Annotated in this window: 21 protein-coding genes, 1 tRNA gene and 1 riboswitch; of the genes, 10 read left to right on the plus strand and 12 right to left on the minus strand. The window is 70.2% G+C overall.

The window, feature by feature from the left end; all coding sequences use genetic code 11:
- Window positions 1–7: 7 nt before the first annotated feature.
- The gene (locus BLU77_RS17155; RefSeq protein WP_139177827.1) at window positions 8–274 is read left to right on the plus strand and encodes a hypothetical protein; all 267 of its coding nucleotides are present in this window, start codon (window positions 8–10) and stop codon (window positions 272–274) included.
- A gap of 55 nt (window positions 275–329) precedes the next feature.
- On the opposite strand, the gene BLU77_RS17160 is transcribed toward BLU77_RS17155, so the two are convergent.
- Window positions 330–1,220: a hypothetical protein gene (locus tag BLU77_RS17160; RefSeq protein ID WP_139177828.1), complete on the minus strand. Its 891-nt coding sequence runs from the start codon at window positions 1,218–1,220 to the stop codon at window positions 330–332.
- Complete coding sequence (locus BLU77_RS17165; protein WP_089774247.1) at window positions 1,168–1,710, minus strand: hypothetical protein; 543 nt, start codon at window positions 1,708–1,710, stop codon at window positions 1,168–1,170. Before BLU77_RS17165 ends, BLU77_RS17160 begins: the two co-directional genes overlap by 53 nt.
- 188 nt (window positions 1,711–1,898) lie before the next feature.
- A riboswitch (SAM riboswitch) is annotated at window positions 1,899–1,980 on the plus strand.
- Between the two features lie 4 nt (window positions 1,981–1,984).
- Between BLU77_RS17165 and BLU77_RS17170 the strand changes: the two genes are divergently transcribed.
- Together BLU77_RS17170 and BLU77_RS17175 are read left to right on the plus strand one after the other, a co-directional pair.
- Window positions 1,985–2,404: a rhodanese-like domain-containing protein gene (locus tag BLU77_RS17170; protein WP_089774248.1), complete on the plus strand. Its 420-nt coding sequence runs from the start codon at window positions 1,985–1,987 to the stop codon at window positions 2,402–2,404.
- A gap of 13 nt (window positions 2,405–2,417) precedes the next feature.
- Window positions 2,418–3,641 (plus strand): O-succinylhomoserine sulfhydrylase, encoded by a 1,224-nt coding sequence (locus BLU77_RS17175; protein ID WP_089774249.1) that lies wholly within the window; start codon window positions 2,418–2,420, stop codon window positions 3,639–3,641.
- Window positions 3,642–3,703: 62 nt separating this feature from the next.
- Here BLU77_RS17175 and BLU77_RS22970 read toward each other — a convergent pair whose 3' ends face one another.
- The 3 genes from BLU77_RS22970 to upp form a co-directional block, all read right to left on the minus strand.
- Window positions 3,704–5,320: a response regulator transcription factor gene (locus BLU77_RS22970; protein ID WP_089774250.1), complete on the minus strand. Its 1,617-nt coding sequence runs from the start codon at window positions 5,318–5,320 to the stop codon at window positions 3,704–3,706.
- Between the two features lie 42 nt (window positions 5,321–5,362).
- The gene (locus BLU77_RS17185) at window positions 5,363–5,587 is read right to left on the minus strand and encodes a tautomerase family protein (protein WP_089774251.1); all 225 of its coding nucleotides are present in this window, start codon (window positions 5,585–5,587) and stop codon (window positions 5,363–5,365) included.
- A 192-nt stretch (window positions 5,588–5,779) separates the two neighbouring features.
- Window positions 5,780–6,418, minus strand: coding sequence for a uracil phosphoribosyltransferase (gene upp, locus BLU77_RS17190; protein ID WP_089774252.1), 639 nt, complete (start codon window positions 6,416–6,418; stop codon window positions 5,780–5,782).
- Between the two features lie 58 nt (window positions 6,419–6,476).
- On the opposite strand from upp, the gene BLU77_RS17195 reads away from it, so the two are divergent.
- Window positions 6,477–6,944, plus strand: coding sequence for a nucleoside deaminase (locus BLU77_RS17195; RefSeq protein ID WP_245708923.1), 468 nt, complete (start codon window positions 6,477–6,479; stop codon window positions 6,942–6,944).
- A 109-nt stretch (window positions 6,945–7,053) separates the two neighbouring features.
- Here BLU77_RS17195 and BLU77_RS17200 read toward each other — a convergent pair whose 3' ends face one another.
- A complete protein-coding gene (locus BLU77_RS17200) occupies window positions 7,054–7,884 on the minus strand; it encodes an NAD-dependent protein deacetylase (RefSeq protein WP_089774254.1) in 831 nt (276 codons plus the stop codon).
- A 66-nt stretch (window positions 7,885–7,950) separates the two neighbouring features.
- Between BLU77_RS17200 and BLU77_RS17205 the strand changes: the two genes are divergently transcribed.
- Window positions 7,951–8,039: transfer RNA gene (locus BLU77_RS17205), tRNA-Ser, on the plus strand.
- Between the two features lie 270 nt (window positions 8,040–8,309).
- Here BLU77_RS17205 and BLU77_RS17210 read toward each other — a convergent pair.
- From BLU77_RS17210 to BLU77_RS17220, 3 genes are all read right to left on the minus strand, one after another.
- Window positions 8,310–8,873, minus strand: a complete 564-nt coding sequence (locus tag BLU77_RS17210; RefSeq protein WP_089774255.1) for a dihydrofolate reductase family protein — start codon at window positions 8,871–8,873, stop codon at window positions 8,310–8,312.
- A 272-nt stretch (window positions 8,874–9,145) separates the two neighbouring features.
- A complete protein-coding gene (locus BLU77_RS17215; protein WP_089774256.1) occupies window positions 9,146–9,508 on the minus strand; it encodes a GntR family transcriptional regulator in 363 nt (120 codons plus the stop codon).
- A gap of 13 nt (window positions 9,509–9,521) precedes the next feature.
- Entirely contained in the window at window positions 9,522–10,412 is an 891-nt protein-coding gene (locus BLU77_RS17220) for a hypothetical protein (protein ID WP_139177829.1), read from the minus strand.
- Between the two features lie 648 nt (window positions 10,413–11,060).
- Here BLU77_RS17220 and BLU77_RS17225 point away from each other — a divergent pair.
- A complete protein-coding gene (locus tag BLU77_RS17225) occupies window positions 11,061–11,648 on the plus strand; it encodes a hypothetical protein (protein ID WP_089774258.1) in 588 nt (195 codons plus the stop codon).
- Here the strand turns inward: BLU77_RS17225 and BLU77_RS17230 are convergent.
- Window positions 11,645–13,036 (minus strand): sensor histidine kinase, encoded by a 1,392-nt coding sequence (locus tag BLU77_RS17230; protein WP_089774259.1) that lies wholly within the window; start codon window positions 13,034–13,036, stop codon window positions 11,645–11,647. The two genes, BLU77_RS17225 and BLU77_RS17230, sit on opposite strands and share 4 nt — an antisense overlap.
- Window positions 13,033–13,689 (minus strand): response regulator transcription factor, encoded by a 657-nt coding sequence (locus tag BLU77_RS17235; RefSeq protein ID WP_089774260.1) that lies wholly within the window; start codon window positions 13,687–13,689, stop codon window positions 13,033–13,035. The genes BLU77_RS17230 and BLU77_RS17235 overlap by 4 nt, the downstream gene beginning before the upstream one ends.
- Window positions 13,690–14,402: 713 nt before the next feature.
- Here BLU77_RS17235 and BLU77_RS22785 point away from each other — a divergent pair.
- The 3 genes from BLU77_RS22785 (at window position 14,403) to BLU77_RS17250 (ending at window position 16,871) form a co-directional block, all read left to right on the plus strand.
- Entirely contained in the window at window positions 14,403–14,969 is a 567-nt protein-coding gene (locus tag BLU77_RS22785) for a hypothetical protein (protein WP_245708924.1), read from the plus strand.
- Between the two features lie 125 nt (window positions 14,970–15,094).
- Complete coding sequence (locus BLU77_RS17245; RefSeq protein ID WP_245709012.1) at window positions 15,095–16,018, plus strand: ABC transporter ATP-binding protein; 924 nt, start codon at window positions 15,095–15,097, stop codon at window positions 16,016–16,018.
- A complete protein-coding gene (locus BLU77_RS17250; RefSeq protein ID WP_089774262.1) occupies window positions 16,005–16,871 on the plus strand; it encodes an ABC transporter permease in 867 nt (288 codons plus the stop codon). The genes BLU77_RS17245 and BLU77_RS17250 overlap by 14 nt, the downstream gene beginning before the upstream one ends.
- A 3-nt stretch (window positions 16,872–16,874) precedes the next feature.
- Here BLU77_RS17250 and BLU77_RS17255 read toward each other — a convergent pair whose 3' ends face one another.
- Complete coding sequence (locus tag BLU77_RS17255; RefSeq protein ID WP_139177830.1) at window positions 16,875–17,780, minus strand: spermidine synthase; 906 nt, start codon at window positions 17,778–17,780, stop codon at window positions 16,875–16,877.
- Window positions 17,781–17,875: 95 nt separating this feature from the next.
- On the opposite strand from BLU77_RS17255, the gene BLU77_RS17260 reads away from it, so the two are divergent.
- Entirely contained in the window at window positions 17,876–19,441 is a 1,566-nt protein-coding gene (locus tag BLU77_RS17260; protein ID WP_089774264.1) for an RDD family protein, read from the plus strand.
- Window positions 19,442–19,491 lie beyond the last annotated feature (50 nt).

Genomic DNA, 19,491 nt, shown 5'->3' on the forward strand with positions numbered 1-19,491 from the left:
CCCACCGGTGCGGCCGGGCCGTGGTTCCGGCGCCGCGACCGGGTGGACCGGTGGGGTGGGGTACGGCGCCGGCACCTCGGACGGCGCCGGCGGGCTCGGCGGCTCGCCCGGCCGGGTGATCTGGGCAAGCAGCAACGGCAGTGCCACCGAGGCCGCCACCGCTGTGCCTGCGCAGCAGCAGCAACAGCAGCACCCGCAGCACGACGGCGTCGTCGGACCGCCCGCCGGGGCCGGCGAGAACTGGTTCGGCGCACGCAGCAGGGCCATCCGGTGAGCATAGGACAGCGGCTCCGGTGGTGCCCTCCGCCGGGGCCGTACGCCCGAGTGGCTCAGCAGTCGGCGGGGTCGCCGGACCGGAGCGGCCGGTAGGCCACGTCGTCCGCGCCCACGGTCGCCGTCAGGGACGGCCCACCGGCGCTGGTGCGCTCGGTCAGCAGGACCTCCACCACCACGGTCTCGCCCTCGCGCGCCGCCTCCCACGCGGCGGGCAGGTCCCGAGTGTCGGTCACCCAGGTGACCCCGTTGAGCGGGCCGAGCCGGGAGATCCCGCACGCGGTGCCCAGCTCGAGCCGGTAGGGCCAGGGATAGCCGGGTTCGATCACCCCGCCCGGTCCGGCCGGCTGTGGCTCGTCGGCGGCGTCGATGAGGTTCTCGTCGGTGCCGAGCTGGTCGTCGGTGGCGGTGCTGCCCGGCTCCCGCAGGCCCACGTCCACCACGGTGCGTTCCTCGGGGACCCCGGCCGGCGGGTGGTCGGCGCTGAGCTGCACGTGGAACGGGCCGGCCGGCAGCATCGCCCGCTCCACCGCCACCAGGTAGGAGTGCGGGTTGGCGTCGTCGGTGCAGGCACCGGGGCTGCCGGGGACCACGATCTGCCCGTGCAGCACGCCATCGGTCACGGCCACCCCGTCGAGCCGGATCGGGCAGCTGGAGCCGTACATCGCCCCGAACCACACCACGATCTCGTCGGTGAAGCTCACCTCCGGACGCTCACCGCTCATCCCTGCGCGGTCCCAAAGCTGCTCGTACTGGGCGAGAGTGGTGGCCACTCCGGTGCGGTAGACCTCACCGGTGTGCTCGTCGCCGAGGAGGCGCCAGCCCTCACCCTCGGTCGGCTGATCGCCGGCCGGCACGATGTCGGCCGGGTGGCGGCCGGAGACACAGATCGGTTCAGTCGCGAACGGCTCCAGCGCCGTGAGGTTCTCCTCGGTGAGCGCCGTCACCTCCACCGACACCCCCCGCGGTCGATCGCCACCCCGAGCTCAACAGCACGCCCTCGGGTGTCTCGGTATGGATGCGATCGGCCAGTGCGGTCAACTCGGCTTCGGTGTGCTCGGCCGCGACCACCGCCACACCCTCATCGGGGAACTGCTCCGCGGCCTCGGCACGGCGCTGGTCGACGTCCTCGGTGAACGCCACCGTGACCCAGCCGTTGCGCTCGCGGTCGATCCACACCCCGGCGAACCCCGGCAGGTCGAGCGCCCATGCCTGCACCTGCTCCACCGGTTGGTCGTTGCCCACGTACACGGGCTCGTCGCGGTAGTCCCCCTCCGGTGCGCGCAGCACCTCCGCCGTTTCACACGCCGGGAGACCGTCGGCCGCGCCGGCCCCGGGAGCGGCAGTCCCAGCATCCGGGGCCGTCTGCCCGCAGGCGGTCAGGACGAGCACGCCGACGGCGCACCCCGCCATGGTCATCAGTCCTGCGTTGCGCATGCGTGCCCTCCGCTCCTCTCATGTGGTGTGTGTTCCGACGGCGGCCGGTGTTGCACGATCGTGGGAACCACCGTGGCCCGTCTGACCCACCGACGGCGGTGTGTCACTCTGCCGGTGGTGTGTCAGACTCGCTGCCCGCGATGTGACCTGACGTGACAGGTCCGCGCATCGGCGCCTACCATGCTCGGGACCCATCCAGAGCAGCTGAGAGATCTGGCTCGATGACGCTGCAGCAACCACTCCGGTGCTACCGCCAGAACCCGATGGAGGAGATATGACGTACGCAGGAGACCTCACCCCGACGGACGCCTGGCAGTTCCTGATCGACCATTCCGACGCTGCGCTGGTGGACGTGCGCACCCGCGCCGAGTGGTCGTTCGTGGGCGTACCGAACACCCGGCCGATCGACCGGCCCACCGCGCTGGTGGAGTGGAACACCTTCCCCGACGGCGCCCGCAACGCCCGCTTCATCGACCAGCTCACCGAGGCCGGGTACGAGCCCGGCGACGGGAAGCCGCTGGTGTTCATCTGCCGCTCCGGGCAGCGCTCCATCGCCGCCGCCGAGGCCGCGACCGCTGCGGGCTTCGGCCCGGCCTACAACGTGACCGACGGGTTCGAGGGCCCCACCGACACCGAGGGGCACCGCGGGTTCAAGGGGTGGCGCGCGGACGGGCTGCCCTGGGTGCAGAGCTGAGCGGGGAAATTCAGTGAGTGATCCCCGCCCGCAGTCGTCCCTGCCCGACGGGCTCGGCCCGGCCACGCTCGCCGTCCGCGGCGGTCAGCAGCGCACCGAGTTCCGGGAGACCTCCGAGCCACTGTTCCTCACCCAGGGGTACACCTACGACCGAGCGGCCGACGCCGAGGCGGCCTTCCTCGGTGAGGCCGACCGGTTCATCTACTCCCGGTACGGCAACCCCACCGTCTCCGCGTTCGAGGAGCGCCTGCGCCTGATCGAGGGCGCCGAGGCGTGCTTCTCGACGGCGACCGGCATGTCCGCCGTGTTCACCTCGCTCGCGGCGCTGGTCTCCTCGGGCAGCCGGATCGTGGCCGGGAACGCGCTGTTCGGGTCCACCTTCGTGGTGCTCAACGACATCCTCGGCAAGTGGGGCGTCACGGTCGACTACGTCAACGCCCACCGCATCGAGGAATGGCAGGCCGCGCTGGCCACCCCGGCCGATGTGGTGCTCTTCGAGACTCCCTCGAACCCGATGCAGGACATCGTGGATGTGGCGGCGGTGACCGAGCTCGCGCACGCCGCCGGTGCCACGGTGATCCTCGACAATGTGTTCGCTACCCCGATCCTGCAGAAGCCGCTCGAGTTCGGTGTGGACGTGGTGGTGTACTCGGCCACCAAGCACATCGACGGCCAGGGCCGGGTGCTCGGCGGTGCGATTCTCGGGCCCCGGGACTATGTGGAGGGCCCGGTGAAGCAGATGATCCGCAACACCGGCCCCTCGTTGAGCCCGTTCAACGCCTGGGTGCTGCTCAAGGGCCTGGAGACGCTCGCGGTGCGGGTGCGGGCACAGACCGCCGCCGCGCTGGAGATGGCGCAGTGGTTGGAGAGCCGGCCGAGGGTGCGCGGGGTGCGCTACCCCTTCCTGGACTCCCACCCTCAGGTGGCCCTGGCGAAGGAACAGATGACCGGCGGAGGCACCGTGGTCACCCTGGACCTGGACATTGACGGCTCCCCGGAGGAGATCAAGACCCGCAGTTTCGCCTTCCTCGACTCCCTGCAGTTGGTGGACATCTCGAACAACCTGGGCGACGCGAAGTCGCTCATCACCCACCCAGCCACCACCACCCACTCCAAGATCGCCCGGGAGGAGCGTTACGCCGTCGGGATCACCGACTCCACGGTGCGCCTCTCGGTGGGGCTGGAAGAGGTGGCGGACCTGCAGGCGGACCTGACCCAGGCACTGCGCACCTTCTGAAATGAAACGTCGATCTGGCGATTGAGTCGGGCAGGCGCAACAACCAGATTGACGTGCGATTCTCAGATCAGGCCGGTGTGCAGCCCGTGGGTGGCGGCACCCGTCCGTGAGGTCTGCCCGAGCTTGGTGAGGATGTTCGCCACGTGACGATGCACCGTGTGCTCGCTCAGGACGAGGGCAGCCGCGATCTCCGCGTTGCTCATCCCGCGCGCCACCAGGGTGAGCACCTCACGCTCCCGAGCCGTCAGGGGGCTGGCCCCGGGAAGGTCGAGGGCGCGCACGAGCCGGCGGGCACGGGCGAGGTCATCCCCGGCTGACAGTTCCGAGAGCACCTGCAGCGCGTGGCTGAGATGGCGCCGGGAAGCGCTCCTGTCCCCGGTGGCTGCGAGCGCTTCGGCGAGCGCGAGGCGCGTGTGCGCCTCGTCGAAGCGCAACCCCTCCGCGTCGAAAGCCTGCACGGCCTCGGTGAGCATCGGGACAGCCTCCGCGGGACCGACGAGCAGTGCGCCGGCCGCTGACGCTGCCGCCGTCAGTGACCGGCTCCCGGTGAACTCTGCGATCTGGCGCAGCTCGGCCACATACGCGCCGGCGGCTTCGGCCTCGCCGGCCGCCGTGGCGATCACGGCTGCCGAAGGGAGCACCTCGGCGCGCGCCATCCGACCGTGCGCGGGCAGTCGGTGGAGCAGCCCGCGGATGGCGGTCCAGGCGTTCGTGGCGTCGCCGCGGGCGAGCTGCATGCGTGCCTGTCCGATGATGGAGAGGGGGTGGAACTCGGCCTGCGCGAAGAGCGCCTCGGCCTCGTCGAACCGCCCCTGCCGACGGCGCAGCTCGCCCAGCTGCGCGACGGCCTCCAGGCGTGAGACGCGCCGGGAGGTGGACAGGCGCTCCAGCACCGCGGTCAGCTCACGTTCCGCGTCGTGCCAGGATCCGCAGGCGACCTGGACCGACGCGTGCTGGCTGCGGCAGACGTTGAACAGCGGTGTGAGCCCACGTTGGACGCAGATCGTCTCCACCCGCCGGCACCAGTCAGCCGCACGGGAGACGTCGTTGTTCAAGGTGCACGCGGCGATCAGCCAGCAGCAGATCTTGCCCATCCACATTGGGTCGGGCACGTCACCCGAGGTGGCCGCCGCGACCGAACTGTCCAGCAGAACGGTGCCGGCCGCGACATCCCCGGCTCCGGTCATCGCGAGACCTTGAAGGGCCTCTCCAACGATGGCGAGATCAGCGAGGCCGAGGCGGTTCGCGATGGCCGAGGCGCGCTCTCCGGCGGCCCGCGCCACGCCGGGGTCGTGGTCGATCGCGATGGCCAGCTCGGCTTCCCGAACGGCGTGCCACCCGTGCTCGGCAGCCTCGTCGAGCGTTGCCAGCAGGGTGGCCGCGCGTCCCCACCAGCCCCGGGCTACCGGTGCGCCGTACCCGAACAGCAGGGTGTCCCAGGAGAGCGCGGTCGCCGCCCGGGCCGCACCGAGCGGGTCATCGAGGATGCGATGCCTGCGGTAGGCGGTCTCGCGTGCCTGCACGCACTCCTCGCCGTCGTCGCGCCACCAGGAAGCCTGGGCCCAGCCTTCGTAGGCGAGCGGGTCACCGGACTCCTCGGCAACAGCGCGGAAGGCGGCCCGGGCCGCGTCCCACGATCCCGCGGCGAGCGCGGTCTGCGCCGACTTCAAGGAAGTCACCCGATCAGTATGACCCTCGGTTCGCGTGGCGGGGTCTGCGGGTCAGGCGCTCACCCCCTGCGACAGCGCCACCACGTCGGCGGTGGTGAGCGGATTGCCGGCGATCCCCCAGCTTCCGCTGCGGACCTCCTCCACCACGCACCACGTGACCGGGCGCATGTTCTCACCCTCGATACCCACGAGCGCGTCGGTGAGGCTACGGATCATCTGCTGCTTCTGGTCGTCCGAGAACACGTTCTCGAGAACCTTGACCTGGATGAACGGCATGTCGATCTCCTGTTGTCCGAGGCCCCGCCCGTTGCGGAAGCCTGGACACCACCCTGCGCGCGCACGCGTCCCGCGCACATCGCCAGGGAGGGCCATCTCTGTTCGGGCTCGTGGCCCGGACGGGCCAGCGCCCTGGACATCACACGTTTGCCCTGGCGGCGGTGCCAGTAGCCAGATCGACGTGTGAGTGCGTCAGTCGATGACGCCGTAGAGGCGGTCCCCGGCATCACCCAGGCCGGGGATGATGTAGCCCTTCTCGTTCAGGTGATCGTCGACGGCGGCCGTCACGATGGTCACATCCGCCCGGTCCCCGATGGCTTCTTGGACCATCCGGAGCCCTTCTGGGGCGGCCAGCAGGCAGACACAGGTGACATCCCGGGCGCCGCGCTCGAACAGGTACTCGATGCTGGCCACCAGGGTGCCGCCGGTGGCGAGCATCGGGTCGACCACGAAGCACTGCCGGCCGGTGAGGTCGTCCGGGAGCCGGTTCGCATAGGTGACTGCCTCGAGCGTCTCCTCGTTGCGCTGCAGACCGAGGAACCCGACCTCCGCCGTGGGCAGCAGGCGAGTCATCCCCTCCAGCATGCCCAGCCCGGCGCGCAGGATCGGCACCACCAGCGGGCGCGGCTCGGCGAGCGTGGTGCCGGTGGTGCGGGCCACCGGGGTGTCGATCTCCTCGGCCACGGTGCGGATCTCCCGGGTGGCCTCGTACGCGAGCAGCGTGACGAGCTCCTCGGTGAGTTGCCGGAAGATCGGTGAGGGGGTGCGAACATCCCGCAGTACGGTGAGCTTGTGGGCGATGAGCGGGTGGTCCGCGACGTGCAAGCGCATGATGCCAATCTAACGGTCGGATCCCGTGCACGGCACAGCCCTCGGGCACACTGGGGGCATGCAACCGGCTGGACCACTCACGCCCGAGCAGGCCATGGGCCTTGCGCTCGAGGAAGCACGAGCGGCAGGTGGGGCCGGAGACGTGCCGGTGGGCGCCGTCGTGCTCTCACCCGACGGGCACGTGATCGGGGTGGGCCGTAACCGGCGGGAGGCCGACGGCGACCCGACCGCGCACGCGGAGGTGCTCGCCCTGCGCGGGGCCGGGCAGGCGCTGGGCAGCTGGCGGATGACCGGCTGCACCCTGGTGGTCACCCTGGAGCCGTGCACCATGTGCGCCGGGGCGATCGTGCTCGCCCGGGTGCCGCACCTGGTGCTCGGCGCCTGGGACAAGAAGGCGGGGGCGTGCGGGTCCACCAGGGACGTCGTCCGGGACTCCCGGCTGAACCACCAGGTGCAGGTGACCGGGGGAGTGCGCGAGGCGGAGGCGGCCGACCTGCTGCGCGACTTCTTCACCGCCCGCCGCTGACCTGTCTCGCGCTCGGGTGCCTCACCCCTGCCTCACCACTCCGGGGCCGAACGCAACCTTGTGCGGCATCCTGTGGCTCAAACGCCGCACGAGGTTGCGCTCGACGGGGTCAGAGGGCGGCGTCGAGCGCGGTGAGGGTTTCCGAGGTGCCGGCCTCGATCCGGAGGGTGGCCAGCTCGTCACCGCGGGTTGTACCCCGGTTGACGATGGCTACCGGCATGCCCTGTTTGTGGGCGTGGCGGACGAACCGCAGCCCGGACATCACTGTCAGCGAGGACCCGACGACCAGTAGCGCCTGCCCGAAGTCGACCAGTGCGAACGCCTCCGCCACCCGAGCCTTGGGGACGTTCTCACCGAAGTAGACGATGTGCGGCTTCAGCATGCCGCCGCACACCTCGCAGTCCGGCACCACGAAGTCGCCGGTGGCCTCGATGACGGCGTCCGCGTCTGGGGCAACCTCCACGTCACCCACCTCACGGGTGAAGTCCGGGTTGAGGGCATCGAGGCGCTCGTGCATCGCGGCACGAGTGATCACCGTGCCGCACTGCAGGCAGATGACCTCGTTGTAGTGACCGTGCAGATCGATCACCCGCTCGGAGCCGGCGGCCTGGTGCAGCAGATCCACGTTCTGCGTGATCACCCCGGTGACCAGGCCGCGCTGCTCCATCCGGGCCAGCGCACGGTGCCCCTCGTTCGGGTCGGTGCGGCGCAGGTGCCGCCAGCCGATGTGGTTGCGCGCCCAGTAGTGGCGGCGGAACCGCTGGTCGGAGACGAACTGCTGGTAGGTCATCGGGTTCCGGGGAGGGGAGTCCGGGCCGCGATAGTCAGGGATACCGGAGTCGGTGGAGATGCCGGCGCCGGTGAGTGCGGTGAAGGTCCGGCCACGGAGGAGGTCAACGAGCCGGTCGACCTCGGCCGGTGAGGTGGTGGCGGTGGTCACTCCTCGAGCCTACGACCCGTCTCGGTTTGGGCGTACCGGCACGGGCCAGGTACTCTTGCTCGCCGAGGTAGCGTGTCCGAGCGGCCGAAGGTGCAGCACTCGAAATGCTGTGTGGTTCATAGCCACCGTGGGTTCAAATCCCACCGCTACCGCCATGTGAGTAGAGCCCCGCCACGTCTTTCGGCGGGGCTCTACTCACATATCAGATGGGGGATTTGGGAGGAGCTCGCCCTGGGCGAGCGACGGCTCCCACCGCTACCGCCATGTCTGAGCGGCATGACTTCGAGACGTGGGTTGGCTGAGTGTCGTGTCCGAGCGCATATGCGACATTGAGCCAACCCAGGCGCGCCTGGCACCGGACGCCCGGCGTCCACGGTGACCTGACTCACCCGGCAACGATCATCCCCACCGAGCCGTAGCGACCTTCACTTGACGATTCGGTACGTGAGGTGCGTGACGTCCTGGCTCGCTGCGACCGAGATGCACTCGAGCTCGACCGCTTCGGGCAGCTCGTGGAAGAAGGGGTGGCCGCCGCCGAGAAGTACCGGTACCTGGTTGATGACGATCTCGTCCAGCAGGCCCACCTTCAGGGCATCGGTGGCGGTGGCGCCGGCCGCGATCTTCACGTCCTTGCCAGCCTCTGCAGCGACCTCTGTGGCCTGTTCGATCGCCGACTCGATCCCGTCGGTGACGATCGTCTGCCTGGGAGCGGCATCGGGGATCGGGTCGCGGCTGACCACGAAGAGCGGAGTGCCGGGCACCATACTGTCGCCGCCCCACCGGTCAGCGTGCTCGTAGGTGTTGCGTCCCGACACGACCGCGCCGGTGCGGTGGCCGTCGTAGGCGGCGATTGCCTTGTTCGGTGAGCTGTCGTCGGAGAGCCAGTTGAAGATCCGGAAGCCATCGCCCAGGCCATTGCCGGCCCGGGCACCGCGGCCGGAAACGTATCCATCGACGGACGCTGAGAGTGTGGTGAAGACCAGTGTCATGACGCTGAACCCTTCGGTCGTTCCTGGGTGAGTCCTGGTGTCAGGAATGCGGCGACCCGCAGGCGGCGGAGGCATGGTGCACGAGTGAGCGTCTGCGTGCCGGCGGGTCGCTGGGGAGCACGATAGGGGCACCTGCTCACATCGGCACCCGCACCAGCGCTCCGCGTTCGCCACCCCGCGCCCACCTCGCTCGCGCATCGGGACCGGCCCGACACGCTACGTGGGCCTGCGCAGTATGTTGCCCCAGACTGGCGAATTCGTGTCGCTTTGCCTCAGCCATCCTCCGGCCACACCGCCCGCAGCACCCGCACGGCGTCGTCGGGCTCCAGCGAAGCGGCTCGCGAAGCGTCGGCGAGGGCGCGGGCATGCGTGATCACCTCGCGCGGGATCGGTGTAGCCGCGCTGCTGATCGTGGTTCCGGAGCCGATGCGGCTGACGAGGATGCCCTCCGCCTCCAGACGCCGGTAGGCCTTGGCGACAGTGCCGGCCGCCACGCCCAGGTCGTGGGCGAGCTGACGCACTGACGGCAATCGCTCCCCGGCAGCCAAGCGTCCGGAGGAGACGAGCCCATGGATCTGCTCACGGATCTGGTCAGCGGGGGAGTCCTGGCCGGTCAGGCTGATTCGAAGTGTCATCGGGTCACAGCCGCTACTCGAGCCGGGCCGCGCGGATTGTCCGGGTGGATACCGCCACGACGAGCGCGACAAATACGATCCACCATCCAGCAGCATCGACCCCGAAGCCCGCAACCCTCAGTGGGGTCTCGAGAGCGGAGAACGCGCCCTGCACGAAGACTGGGCCCTCGGACGTCGAGGCGCTAGCTCGCGTGGATGCCGTAGCTGAGAAGGAGTGCAGCACGCTCGCCAGATGCATCAAGAGACCCGCGCTCGCGGCACGCAGGATCTGGCGGGACCGCCAGCGCCGGGTTGTGACATCGCCCGTTTCGTCATCCTGCAGCGGCGGCCGCGAGATCCACAGGAGGGTGAGCAGCATCGGGATGAGTAGCGCGGCGATCGCGATCAACGACGGGATCGACCGGTGCCAACCGTAGATCCCGGTGCCGAACTGCATGATGCCGGCGTCGGTCATATACATCCCATCCGGGCCAGCCAACGCGCCGCCGGTGACTGTCAGCGCCAGCACGAGCACCAGCGCGAGTGCCGGCAGGATCAGCCAGCGACGGTCGACGAATGTCGCCAGGCCCCGGCGCGTGAGCGTGGCCGAGCCACCTCGTCGGCGCTGAGGAAGCGGGAGGACCAGCATCGCCACAGCCACGCCGGCGGCGACGAGTGGTCCGACGAAATCCAGGGTGATCAGCAGTCGTGTCAGGTCCGGGGTGCCCCAGACGAAGGTGAACACGCCGCCGATCTGGTCGATCAGAGCCAGCAGCACCGCTGCCGTCAGCCCGGCGATCGCCCACACCCGGACCGCTCCGGGAACCGACGCCTGCAGGCGATCGCGCCGTATCGCCACCGTGAGGACGGCCAGCACCAGCCCTGCCAGGACCGGCCAGCCCACCATGATCAGCATGGTTCTCATCAGATTCGCTGCCCCTCCCCCGCTGAACCGTGTCACTGGAGTAGCACAATGTGTATCACCAGAGTGACACACTTGCACATGCAGGGCGATCGTAGTGGTGGTGAGCGACGCCTTCTACCGCGACGGCGGGGTGCGTCGGTCGCGCTCATTCGCACCAGGTGAGCGGGTTGCGCCACCAGCCGAACGGCGGTGAGTCGCCGGCGATCCGGTGGTCTGCGTCCCGGACCAGTGACCGGAGCTCTCGCGCTGGCCTGGCCGGAGCGTGATGGAGCAGCCTCTCGATGATGTCGCGGGTCTCTGAGGTCGGTCGGTGGAAGCCACAGCATTCCCAGATTCCGCAGGAGGAAGGGGCTGGTTCGGCGACCACCGTCGCCCTCTGCCAGGTTTCAAGGGCGACGAGTACGGCACCGCGGTTTCGGCGTGTGCGGAACTCATAGCGGAGGACAGCCGCGCGCGCTGAACCGGAGAGGTTGGCACCGCCAACCTCGGCCCTCCGGATCGGCACCGATGATCGAGACTGGACGAGTTGTACCTCAGCTCGCAGCTGGGCGGGACGCTTACGGGGCATACCCCTTCGTGATCGTGTGCATGGACGGATCGTACGTGCTTCTTCCGCCGCCGAATGCGTGCGGACAGTAGGATGATCCGATGCGCGCCGAGTCGGCCCACTGGTGGATAGGCCTCGATGCCTGGATCATCCAGGACGGTAACTACGGTGACTTCTCCTCAGGTGATCGGGCAGAGTTCGCGCTGGAGTTCTTTCCGATGGGTGACGTCCTCCCACGGGACTCCTCGTCCATCAGTGCTGTTCACCTGGGTGACGATGTGTACGACATTGTTGCCAGGGTGGTCCATACCGATCATCGGGCGTGGGTCGCCGATTTCGGTTTGCGTGCCTACAACCAGAGTCGTCTCCCGGCCGGACTAGAAGTCGGTTCGATGATCGGGGCTCGCGTAGGCCTGGGTGTCGATCCGTTCACCTACTTCGAACGGCTCAGCAAGGATGGTCGCTTCCCCGACTTGGTCTATACCTGGGATGTCGTGGGGATTCAGCAAGTCATGGCGCGGTGGGTGCTCCGCGGAAAGACGTGGAATCGCGACGAGGCCTCGATGCATGTGGAGGAGCTCGCGCGAACGAACGCGTGGACGGACGACGGCAGTCACGGCAGCTACCTACTCGAGTGTGCTTTGCGTGCTATGCCTCCGAAGCGGACAAGTTCTACCGCAATTACCTAGACGGCGTGGAGCCCCGTCGGCACCCGCAGCACCGCTCGCGCCCCACCCAGCTCGGACCCGGTGAGCGTGACCTCCCCGCCCTGGGTCCGCGCCACCTCCCGAGCGATCGCCAGACCCAGCCCTGCGCCGCCTGCCTCCCGTTCCCGGGCCTCGTCCAACCGGACGAACCGTTCGAACACCCGCTCCCGGTCGGCCTCGGGTACCCCGGCGCCGTCGTCCTCCACGGCCACCTCACCATCGGTGATCTGCACCCGGACAGTTGAGTCGGCGTGCCGGGCGGCGTTGTCGAGCAGATTGCGCAGCACTCGCACCAGCGCCGCGTGATCACCCACCCCGCGCCCCTCGCCCTCGACCATCGGCTCCGGCCCGGTCCGCGCATCACGCACCGCCTCGCGGACCAGCGCCCGCAGGTCCAGCTCCTCGGCTCGAGTAGGCGCCGACCCGAGCCGGGAGAGCAGCAGCAGGTCCTCCACGAGGTCCTGCATCCGGCCCACCTCGTGCCCCAGGTCGGCCACCAGCTCCTCCTGGGCGTAGCTGCCTGGGTGCGCCGCCGCCACGTCGAGGCTGGTCCGCAACGAGGCTAACGGCGAGCGCAGCTCGTGAGCCGCATCAGCCACGAAACTGCGCTGCCGGGACGCGGCCGCATCCAGCGCATCCAACATCTCGTTCAACGTGCGCGCCAAGGCCCCCAGCTCGTCACCGGTGCGCGGCACCGGCAGCGTCCCCGGCCCGCCGGTGCGGGCCACGCGCTCCGCCCCGCGGCGTAGCTCTTCCACCGGACGCAGCGCCCGACCGAGTACTAGCCAGATGGTCCACGCCAGCAGCAAGGTGAGCACCGGCACGATCGCCACCAGCGAGATCGCCAGGGCTCGCAGCAGGCCCCGGACTTCGGCCAGCGGCATGCTCACCACCACCGTCGCCGGCTCACCCCGGTACTCGGCACCCATCACCGCCAGCCGCACCTCCTCGTCGTAGGCGGTGGCCGTGGTCGTCACCACCACCTCCCCGTCGCGTGCCCCCAGTAGCCCCTCCAACTCGTCCGCAGGAACCACCGGCAGCGTCCTGCTCGCGTTCGTCGACGACGCCAGCACACGCCCGTCGGCGTCCAGCAGCTGCGCGATCTCCCCGGGCTGGGCCACCGGGAGGGTCGCCGCGATCCGGTCATCCGCTGCCAGTGCGGCGATCGTTTCCGCTCGAGCCGTCGTGATCTCGTCCAGCGTCGCGACGCGGCCGCGGGAAAGCACCGTGGTCAGGGCGAGCGCCCCCAGCGCGAGGGTCACGCACAACAGCCCCGCGGTCAGCAGGGTCAGCCGCAGCCGCAACGGCCTGCCGGACCACCGCCGTGGCGGGCCTCCCTGACCAGGCGGCCCTCCGCCGTCGGGATTCACCCGCCCAGCACCCGGTACCCGGCGCCACGCACCGTGGTGATCGCCTCTCGGCCGAGCTTGCGGCGCAGGTACCCGACATACTGCTCGACCACGTTGACGTCCTCCCCGGCGCCGTCCCACACGTGATCGCGCAGCTCCACCTTGCCCACCGGCCGATCCGCGTGCCGCATCAGGTACTCCAGCAGCGCCAGCTCCCGGGTGGTCAGCTCCACCGGTACGCCCGCGTGCGTCACCGCCCGGGCCGCCGGGTCCAGGCGCAGATTCCCGACGGCGAAGGTCGGCGGGCGGCTCTCCGCCGGCCTGCGTAGCAGTGCCCTGATCCGGGCGAGCAGCACCACGAAGGCGAACGGTTTCGTCAGGTAGTCATCGGCCCCCACGTCGAGTCCGTCGGCCACGTCGTGCTCGCCGTCCTTCGCCGAGAGCAGCAGCACCGGCGTCCACACCTGGGCCTGGCGCAGCGCCGTCACCACGTCGTAACCATTGCGCCGCGGCAGCATGATGTCCAGCACGATCACGTCGTGCTCACCGTCGAGCGCCGCCTGCAGACCCGTCTCACCGTCGTAGGCGACGTCCACCGCGAACCCTTCGGCGACCAGGCCGCGCCGCAGCGCACTCACCAGACCGCGCTCGTCGTCCACCAGCAGCACCCGCACCCTGCCAGTATCGCTGCCGCCGGCGACCCGGGCCCAGGGGAGGTTCTCAGCGTGGTCTCAGCCACCGGCGCGCACACTGGATCCATGAGCACCTCTCGCACCCTCTCCAACCGGGCCCGGTGGGCGGTCCCCGCGGTGGCCGCCGTCGTCGCTGCCGGTGCCCTCGCCGGCCCACCCCTGCTCGCCGCGGCGGACGAGTCCTCCCTCCCGGAGCTCACCCCGGTCGAGCTGCTCACGCAGGTCGCCGAGGCCGAACCCGCCGCCCACTCCGGCACTGTTGTGCACACTGCCCGGCTGGGCCTGCCCACCGGTGGTCTGACGGAGATCACCGGGGCCGACCCGATCGGTCTGCTGGACGGCAGCTCCACACTGCGCGTGTGGACCGACGGTGCCGAACGCTCACGGATCTCCCTGCTCGGGTCGGCCTCGGAGTACTCCGTGGTGCATGACGGCCCGGAGGCCTGGACGTATTCCAGCACCGACGATGTCGCCACCCACTACACCCTGGACGATGCCGCACAAGCCCGCCTCCAGGACGCCCGCGACGCACCGGGTGCCCCGGACCTGCCCACCCCGGAAGAGGCAGCCCAGCAGGCGCTCGCCCACGTCGAGGAGTTCTCCTCCGTCACTGTGCTGGAGCAGGCCACGGTCGCCGGCAGGGACGCCTACCAGCTGCAGATCACCCCGAGACCGACGGGACGCTCGTCGAACAGGTGCGGATCGCCGTCGACGGCGAGACTTTCACGCCGTTGCAGGTGCAGGTGTGGAGCACCTCCGACACTGCTGAGACCCCCGCGCTCGAGGTCGGGTACACCGACGTCAGCTTCGCCACCCCGGACGATGCGGTGCTCTCCTTCAGCGCCCCGGCCGGTGCGGAGGTCGTCGAGGAGACGGTGTCGCTTCCCGCCGAGGGAGACGCCCCCACCGAGCACACGCCGCCCGAGACCGTCGGCGAGGGCTGGGAATCGGTGGTCATCATCGACGATATGGACATCGAGGGCCTGCTCGCCGGCGATCCGGAGGCCCTCGCCGACGCCGCGGGCTCCCACCCGATGCCCGGCTCCGACAGCGGTCAGGAGCTGATGGAGGAGTTCATGTCCGACTCCGAGGGCAATCACGGCCCGCCCAGCCTGGACGCAGCCGCCCTGTATGAGCAGCTCACCACGGAGGTGCCCGAGGGGCGGGTACTCAGCACCAGCTTGCTGAGCGCACTGATCACCGACGACGGTCGCGTTCTCATCGGGTCCGTCCCGGTGGAGACGTTGCAAGAGATGGCGTGACCAGCACCCGCACGCCCGACTCGCCCGCCGCTTCGCCCCACCCGGGGGAGGCGGCGGGCGAGCCGCGTGCCACGCCGTCGCCCACTCCCGCCGAGCCCGCCGAGCAGGAGGGCGCCGAGCTCGCCATCCGCACCGAGGCACTGACGAAACGCTTCCGCTCCGGCCAGGTCGCCGTCGACCGTATCGATCTGCATGTCCCGCGCGGCGCGGTCTACGGATTCCTCGGCCCGAACGGGTCCGGGAAGACCACCACGATCCGGATGCTGCTCGGCCTGATCGGCGCCAGCAGCGGGCAGGCATGGCTGCTCGGCCGCCCGATGCCGGCCGCCGGGCCGGACGTGCTGCCCCGCGTGGGTGCGCTGATCGAAGGGCCCGCCTTCCACCCGTGGCTGAGCGGGCGGGCGAACCTGGTCCGGCTGGATGCGTGCGACGCTTCCGCGCCCCCGCACCGGAAGGGCCGGATCGACGAGGCGCTCGATCGCGTGGGACTGGCCGCCGCGGCACACAAGAAGTACCGGCAGTACTCCCTCGGGATGAAGCAGCGGCTCGGCCTGGCCGCCGCCCTGCTGCGCCCGCGTGAGTTGCTCGTCCTGGACGAACCCACGAACGGGCTCGACCCGCAGGGGACCCGGGAGGTGCGCAGGCTCGTCGGTGAGCTTGCCGAGGCGGGCACCACCGTGCTGGTCTCCTCGCACCTGCTGGCCGAGATCGAGAATGTGTGCACCCACGTGGGGATCATGAGCACCGGGCGCCTGGTGCTGCAGGGGGAGCGCACCGGCCTCACCTCCCAGGCGGAGCGGCACCTGTGGGTGCGCACCGACCCCGAGCACGCCGCCGGTGCCGCGCAGGTGCTCGCCACCCTCGGCCTGACCGACGTGGTCATCGATGGCACCGAGCTGCAGGCGCTCCTGGGCGAGATCAGCCCCGACGACGTCACGCGTGCCCTGGTCGCGGCAGGCGTCCCGGTGCTGGGGCTGGCCGAGCGCACGCCCACGTTGGAGGACGTCTTCGTCCGGCTGACCGGGGAGGGTTTCGATGTCGCCCGCTGAGACGATCACACCCCCGACGGCGCCGGCCACCGCGGGTGGGCTGCGTCGCCTTCTCGGCAGCGAGCTGCGCCTGGTGTTCGGCCGCCGCCGGAACCTGGTCCTCCTGCTCGGCCTGGCGGCGGTGCCCATCCTGCTCGGCGTGGTCATCTTCATCACCCAGGACACCGTCGTCGGGTCCCAGGGACCGGGGTTCATCGGACGGGTCGCCGGCAATGGGCTGTTCCTCGTGGTGGCCGCACTGTTCACGTGCCTACCGTTCCTGCTGCCCCTGTCGATCGGCATCGTCTCCGGTGACACGATCGCGGGCGAGGCGGCGACGGGCACGCTGCGTTCGTTGGTCACGGTGCCGGTGCCGCGCACCCGGCTGCTGCTCGTCAAAGCGGTCGTGGCACTGTGTTTCGCCGCTGTGGCGGTGCTCGCGATCGCGCTCGTCGGGCTGATCACCGGCGCGGTCCTGTTCGGGATCACTGATCTGGTGCTGCTCTCCGGGGACACCATCGCCGCCGGGGCGGGCCTGCTTCGCGTGCTCGGCGTCGCCGCCTACGTGGCGATGTCGATGAGCGGCCTCGTCATGGTCGGTGTGTTGCTGTCCACCCTCACCGAGACCCCGGTCGCCGCCATGGCCGGAACAGTGACGGTCGCGGTGGTTTCTGCGGTGCTGGACAGCCTTCCGCAACTGGCCGCCATCCACCCCGGGCTGCTCACCCATCACTGGATCGACTTCGCCGAGTTCCTCCGCCTCGAGGTCGACCTGGCGGCACTCGCACCCGGCCTGGTGGTCCAGGCCGTCTGGGTGCTGCTCGCCGGCAGCATCGCCTGGAGCCGGTTCACCACCGCCGACATCAGCTCCTGATGCTCAGCTCGGCGGCGTGATCTCCCGCACCGCGGCACGCAGCGACTCGATCATCTCCAGCGCCTGGTCGACGTTCGCGACCGGTGGCGGAACCGGCGACCACAGATCGTCCGCGTCGGTGACCGGTCGAGCGTCCCCGATGATGTCGTCGAGATCGGTCAGCAGCACCCCCTTGGAGGAGTCCCCGGCCAGGTTTGCCTGGATGACGGCCACGTCCAGTGGGGCGCCGGAGGCGATCAGGGTGGCGTTGCCGAACCTGGCCCCGTGCAGCACCGATCCCTGGATGATCATGCCGACGTGATCGAAGAGCTCGCGCAGCGTGGCGAGCTCGCGGCGGGTGAACTCCAGCTCCGGCCCGGCGACCGAGTTGATGACCAGCACGCCGCTCCCGGTGAGTGCCGCTCGCACGGCAGTGAAACACTCCCGCGACGTGAACGCCGCCGGGATCCGGTTCCCGGAAAAGATGTCCAGCACGACGGCGTCCAGGTCACCTTCGGTGGGTGCGTCCAGCCAGGTGCGGGCGTCACTGACCTCGATTCGCGTGCCCGGAGGCGGCGGAAACCGGGACTCCACCAGTGTGACCAGCTCCGGCTCCAGCTCGATCACCACCTGCTCGGCCTCCGGCTGGCGGGCCGCGATCGCCCGCGGAAGGGTGAGCAGACTGCCGCCCAGATGCGCCGATCGGGCGGGGAGGGCGGCCCCCAGCGCGGCCAGCATCCAGCGCACCGACGTCAGCACCGGCGGAGCCGCCGGGTCCCCGACATGTGCCTGCCGGACCCCGTCGATGGTCAACGACCAGCCGGATTCGTCCCGGACGAGCCGCGCCTCGCTGCCATCGGCGAAGTGCACCGTCTCCACCGGGTGAGAACGGTCAGCATCCGCCTGGGACGGCGGTCCGGATGGGGACATGTCCCCGATCTTGCCAGAGGCGCGAGCCGGTGCTGGGTCGGTACGGTGTGCCCTGGAGTGTGTGTGGCACCTGAACGAGCGGGGAGGAGCCCCAGGTGACGATCTGGGAGGTCGACGACGACGACAAGACGATCGAAGGACTGGACGAGGACGGACGGCCCGATCCGGCCTATGCCGCTGCCCTCGGCCTGGTTCCCGCCCCGCTGCTGCGCCGCGCAGTGGCCGCGATCATCGATGCGGCGCTCTACCTGGTGCTCCAGGTGCCGTACTGGGTCTTCACGCTCCCGCTGCTGCTGAAGTACTTCACGGCGAGGATCAGCTGGTACGGGCTGATCAACCACCCGCAGTTCATCCTGGCCGTGGTGATGATGGGAATCTCGTTCCTGCTCAGCCTGGCCTACTGCATCGTGCAGATCGCGCTGCACGGTCGCAAAGGCTTCACGTTCGGCAAATCCATGCTCGGCCTGCGGTCGATCAACGTGAAGACACTGGAACGGCCCGGGTTCTTCCGGATCCTGCTCCGGTCGTTGGTGATCTGGCTGTCCGGGCTCGTGGTGATCGGTCCGATCCTGTTCTTGCTCTCGCCATTGTTCGACCCGGAGAAGCGCGGCCGTGGGTGGCACGACATGGTCGGCCGGAGCTGGATGGTGGACGTACGCAAGGGACTGCAGCCCTATGACGCCAAGCGGATCCGGATCGCCCGCAAGACGGTGATGGCCGAACCTGTCGCCCGGCCCAAGCCGATGCCGTCGCTGGCAACCCCGGCGGACGCCAGCCAGGAGCAGGCCTACCGTCCCGGAGCCCGGGTCAGTGCCGGGGTGCTCGGCATCGCGCGCCCCCATGGTGAAGGGCCCCGTCCGGTGGTGGGCCTCAGCGGTGCCGAAGAACCGGAGCCGGCGCCCGAGCCGACTGCCGCACCCGTCCCCGGACGCCCGGTGATGGGCGCCTACCGGCGCTCCGCATCGGGCGAGGACCATCCCAGCGCGCCCGTGGGCAGCGGGCGTCCGGACCTGTCCACCGGGCCCGCCCAGGCAGCACCGCCCGACGGCGTAGGGTCGCCTGCGCCTGCGCCTGCGCCTGCGCCTGCGCCTGATGAGCCGATGGTGACCGGAGTGCCCTGGACCTCCGGTCAGGCCTCCTCTCGACCTGGCCAGGGTGAGACGCCGGCCCCTGCCGGACCGGCCGCCGTCGAGAGTTCCTCGGAGGCTGCGCGGAACCAGGGCGCCCCGCCCGCGCAGGCTGCTGCCCCACCTGCTGCCGCCGGCCCTGTACCGGCGCAGGCGCAGGCGCACCCGCCGCACGGACCCCCCGTACCGCCGAGCCCCGCTGGTGCCGTCGGATTCGCGCTCGTGATCGATAGCGGTGCACGGGTGGTGATCTCCGGCGACGTCGTGCTGGGTCGGAACCCGGCACCGCCCGCGACCGCCCCCGGGGCGCAGGTGCATCCCATTCCTGACGACACACGCTCGGTCTCCAAGACACACGTCCTGGTGCGTGCCGTCGAGCACGGCGTGACCGTGATGGATCAGGGGTCCACCAATGGGACCTCGATCGTGCACAACGGTGTGGAGCGCGAGCTGCAGCCAGGGCAGCCAGGTCTCGCCGTGATAGGCGACACGATACGGTTCGGGGAGAGAACTGCCGTGGTGGCACGGGCATGACCGCGGCTCGGGGAGAGACCTCAAGGTTGGGGCGTGAGGCGTGAAGGTCA

This window comes from Ruania alba (genome assembly GCF_900105765.1).
GTDB classification, from domain to species: domain Bacteria; phylum Actinomycetota; class Actinomycetes; order Actinomycetales; family Beutenbergiaceae; genus Ruania; species Ruania alba.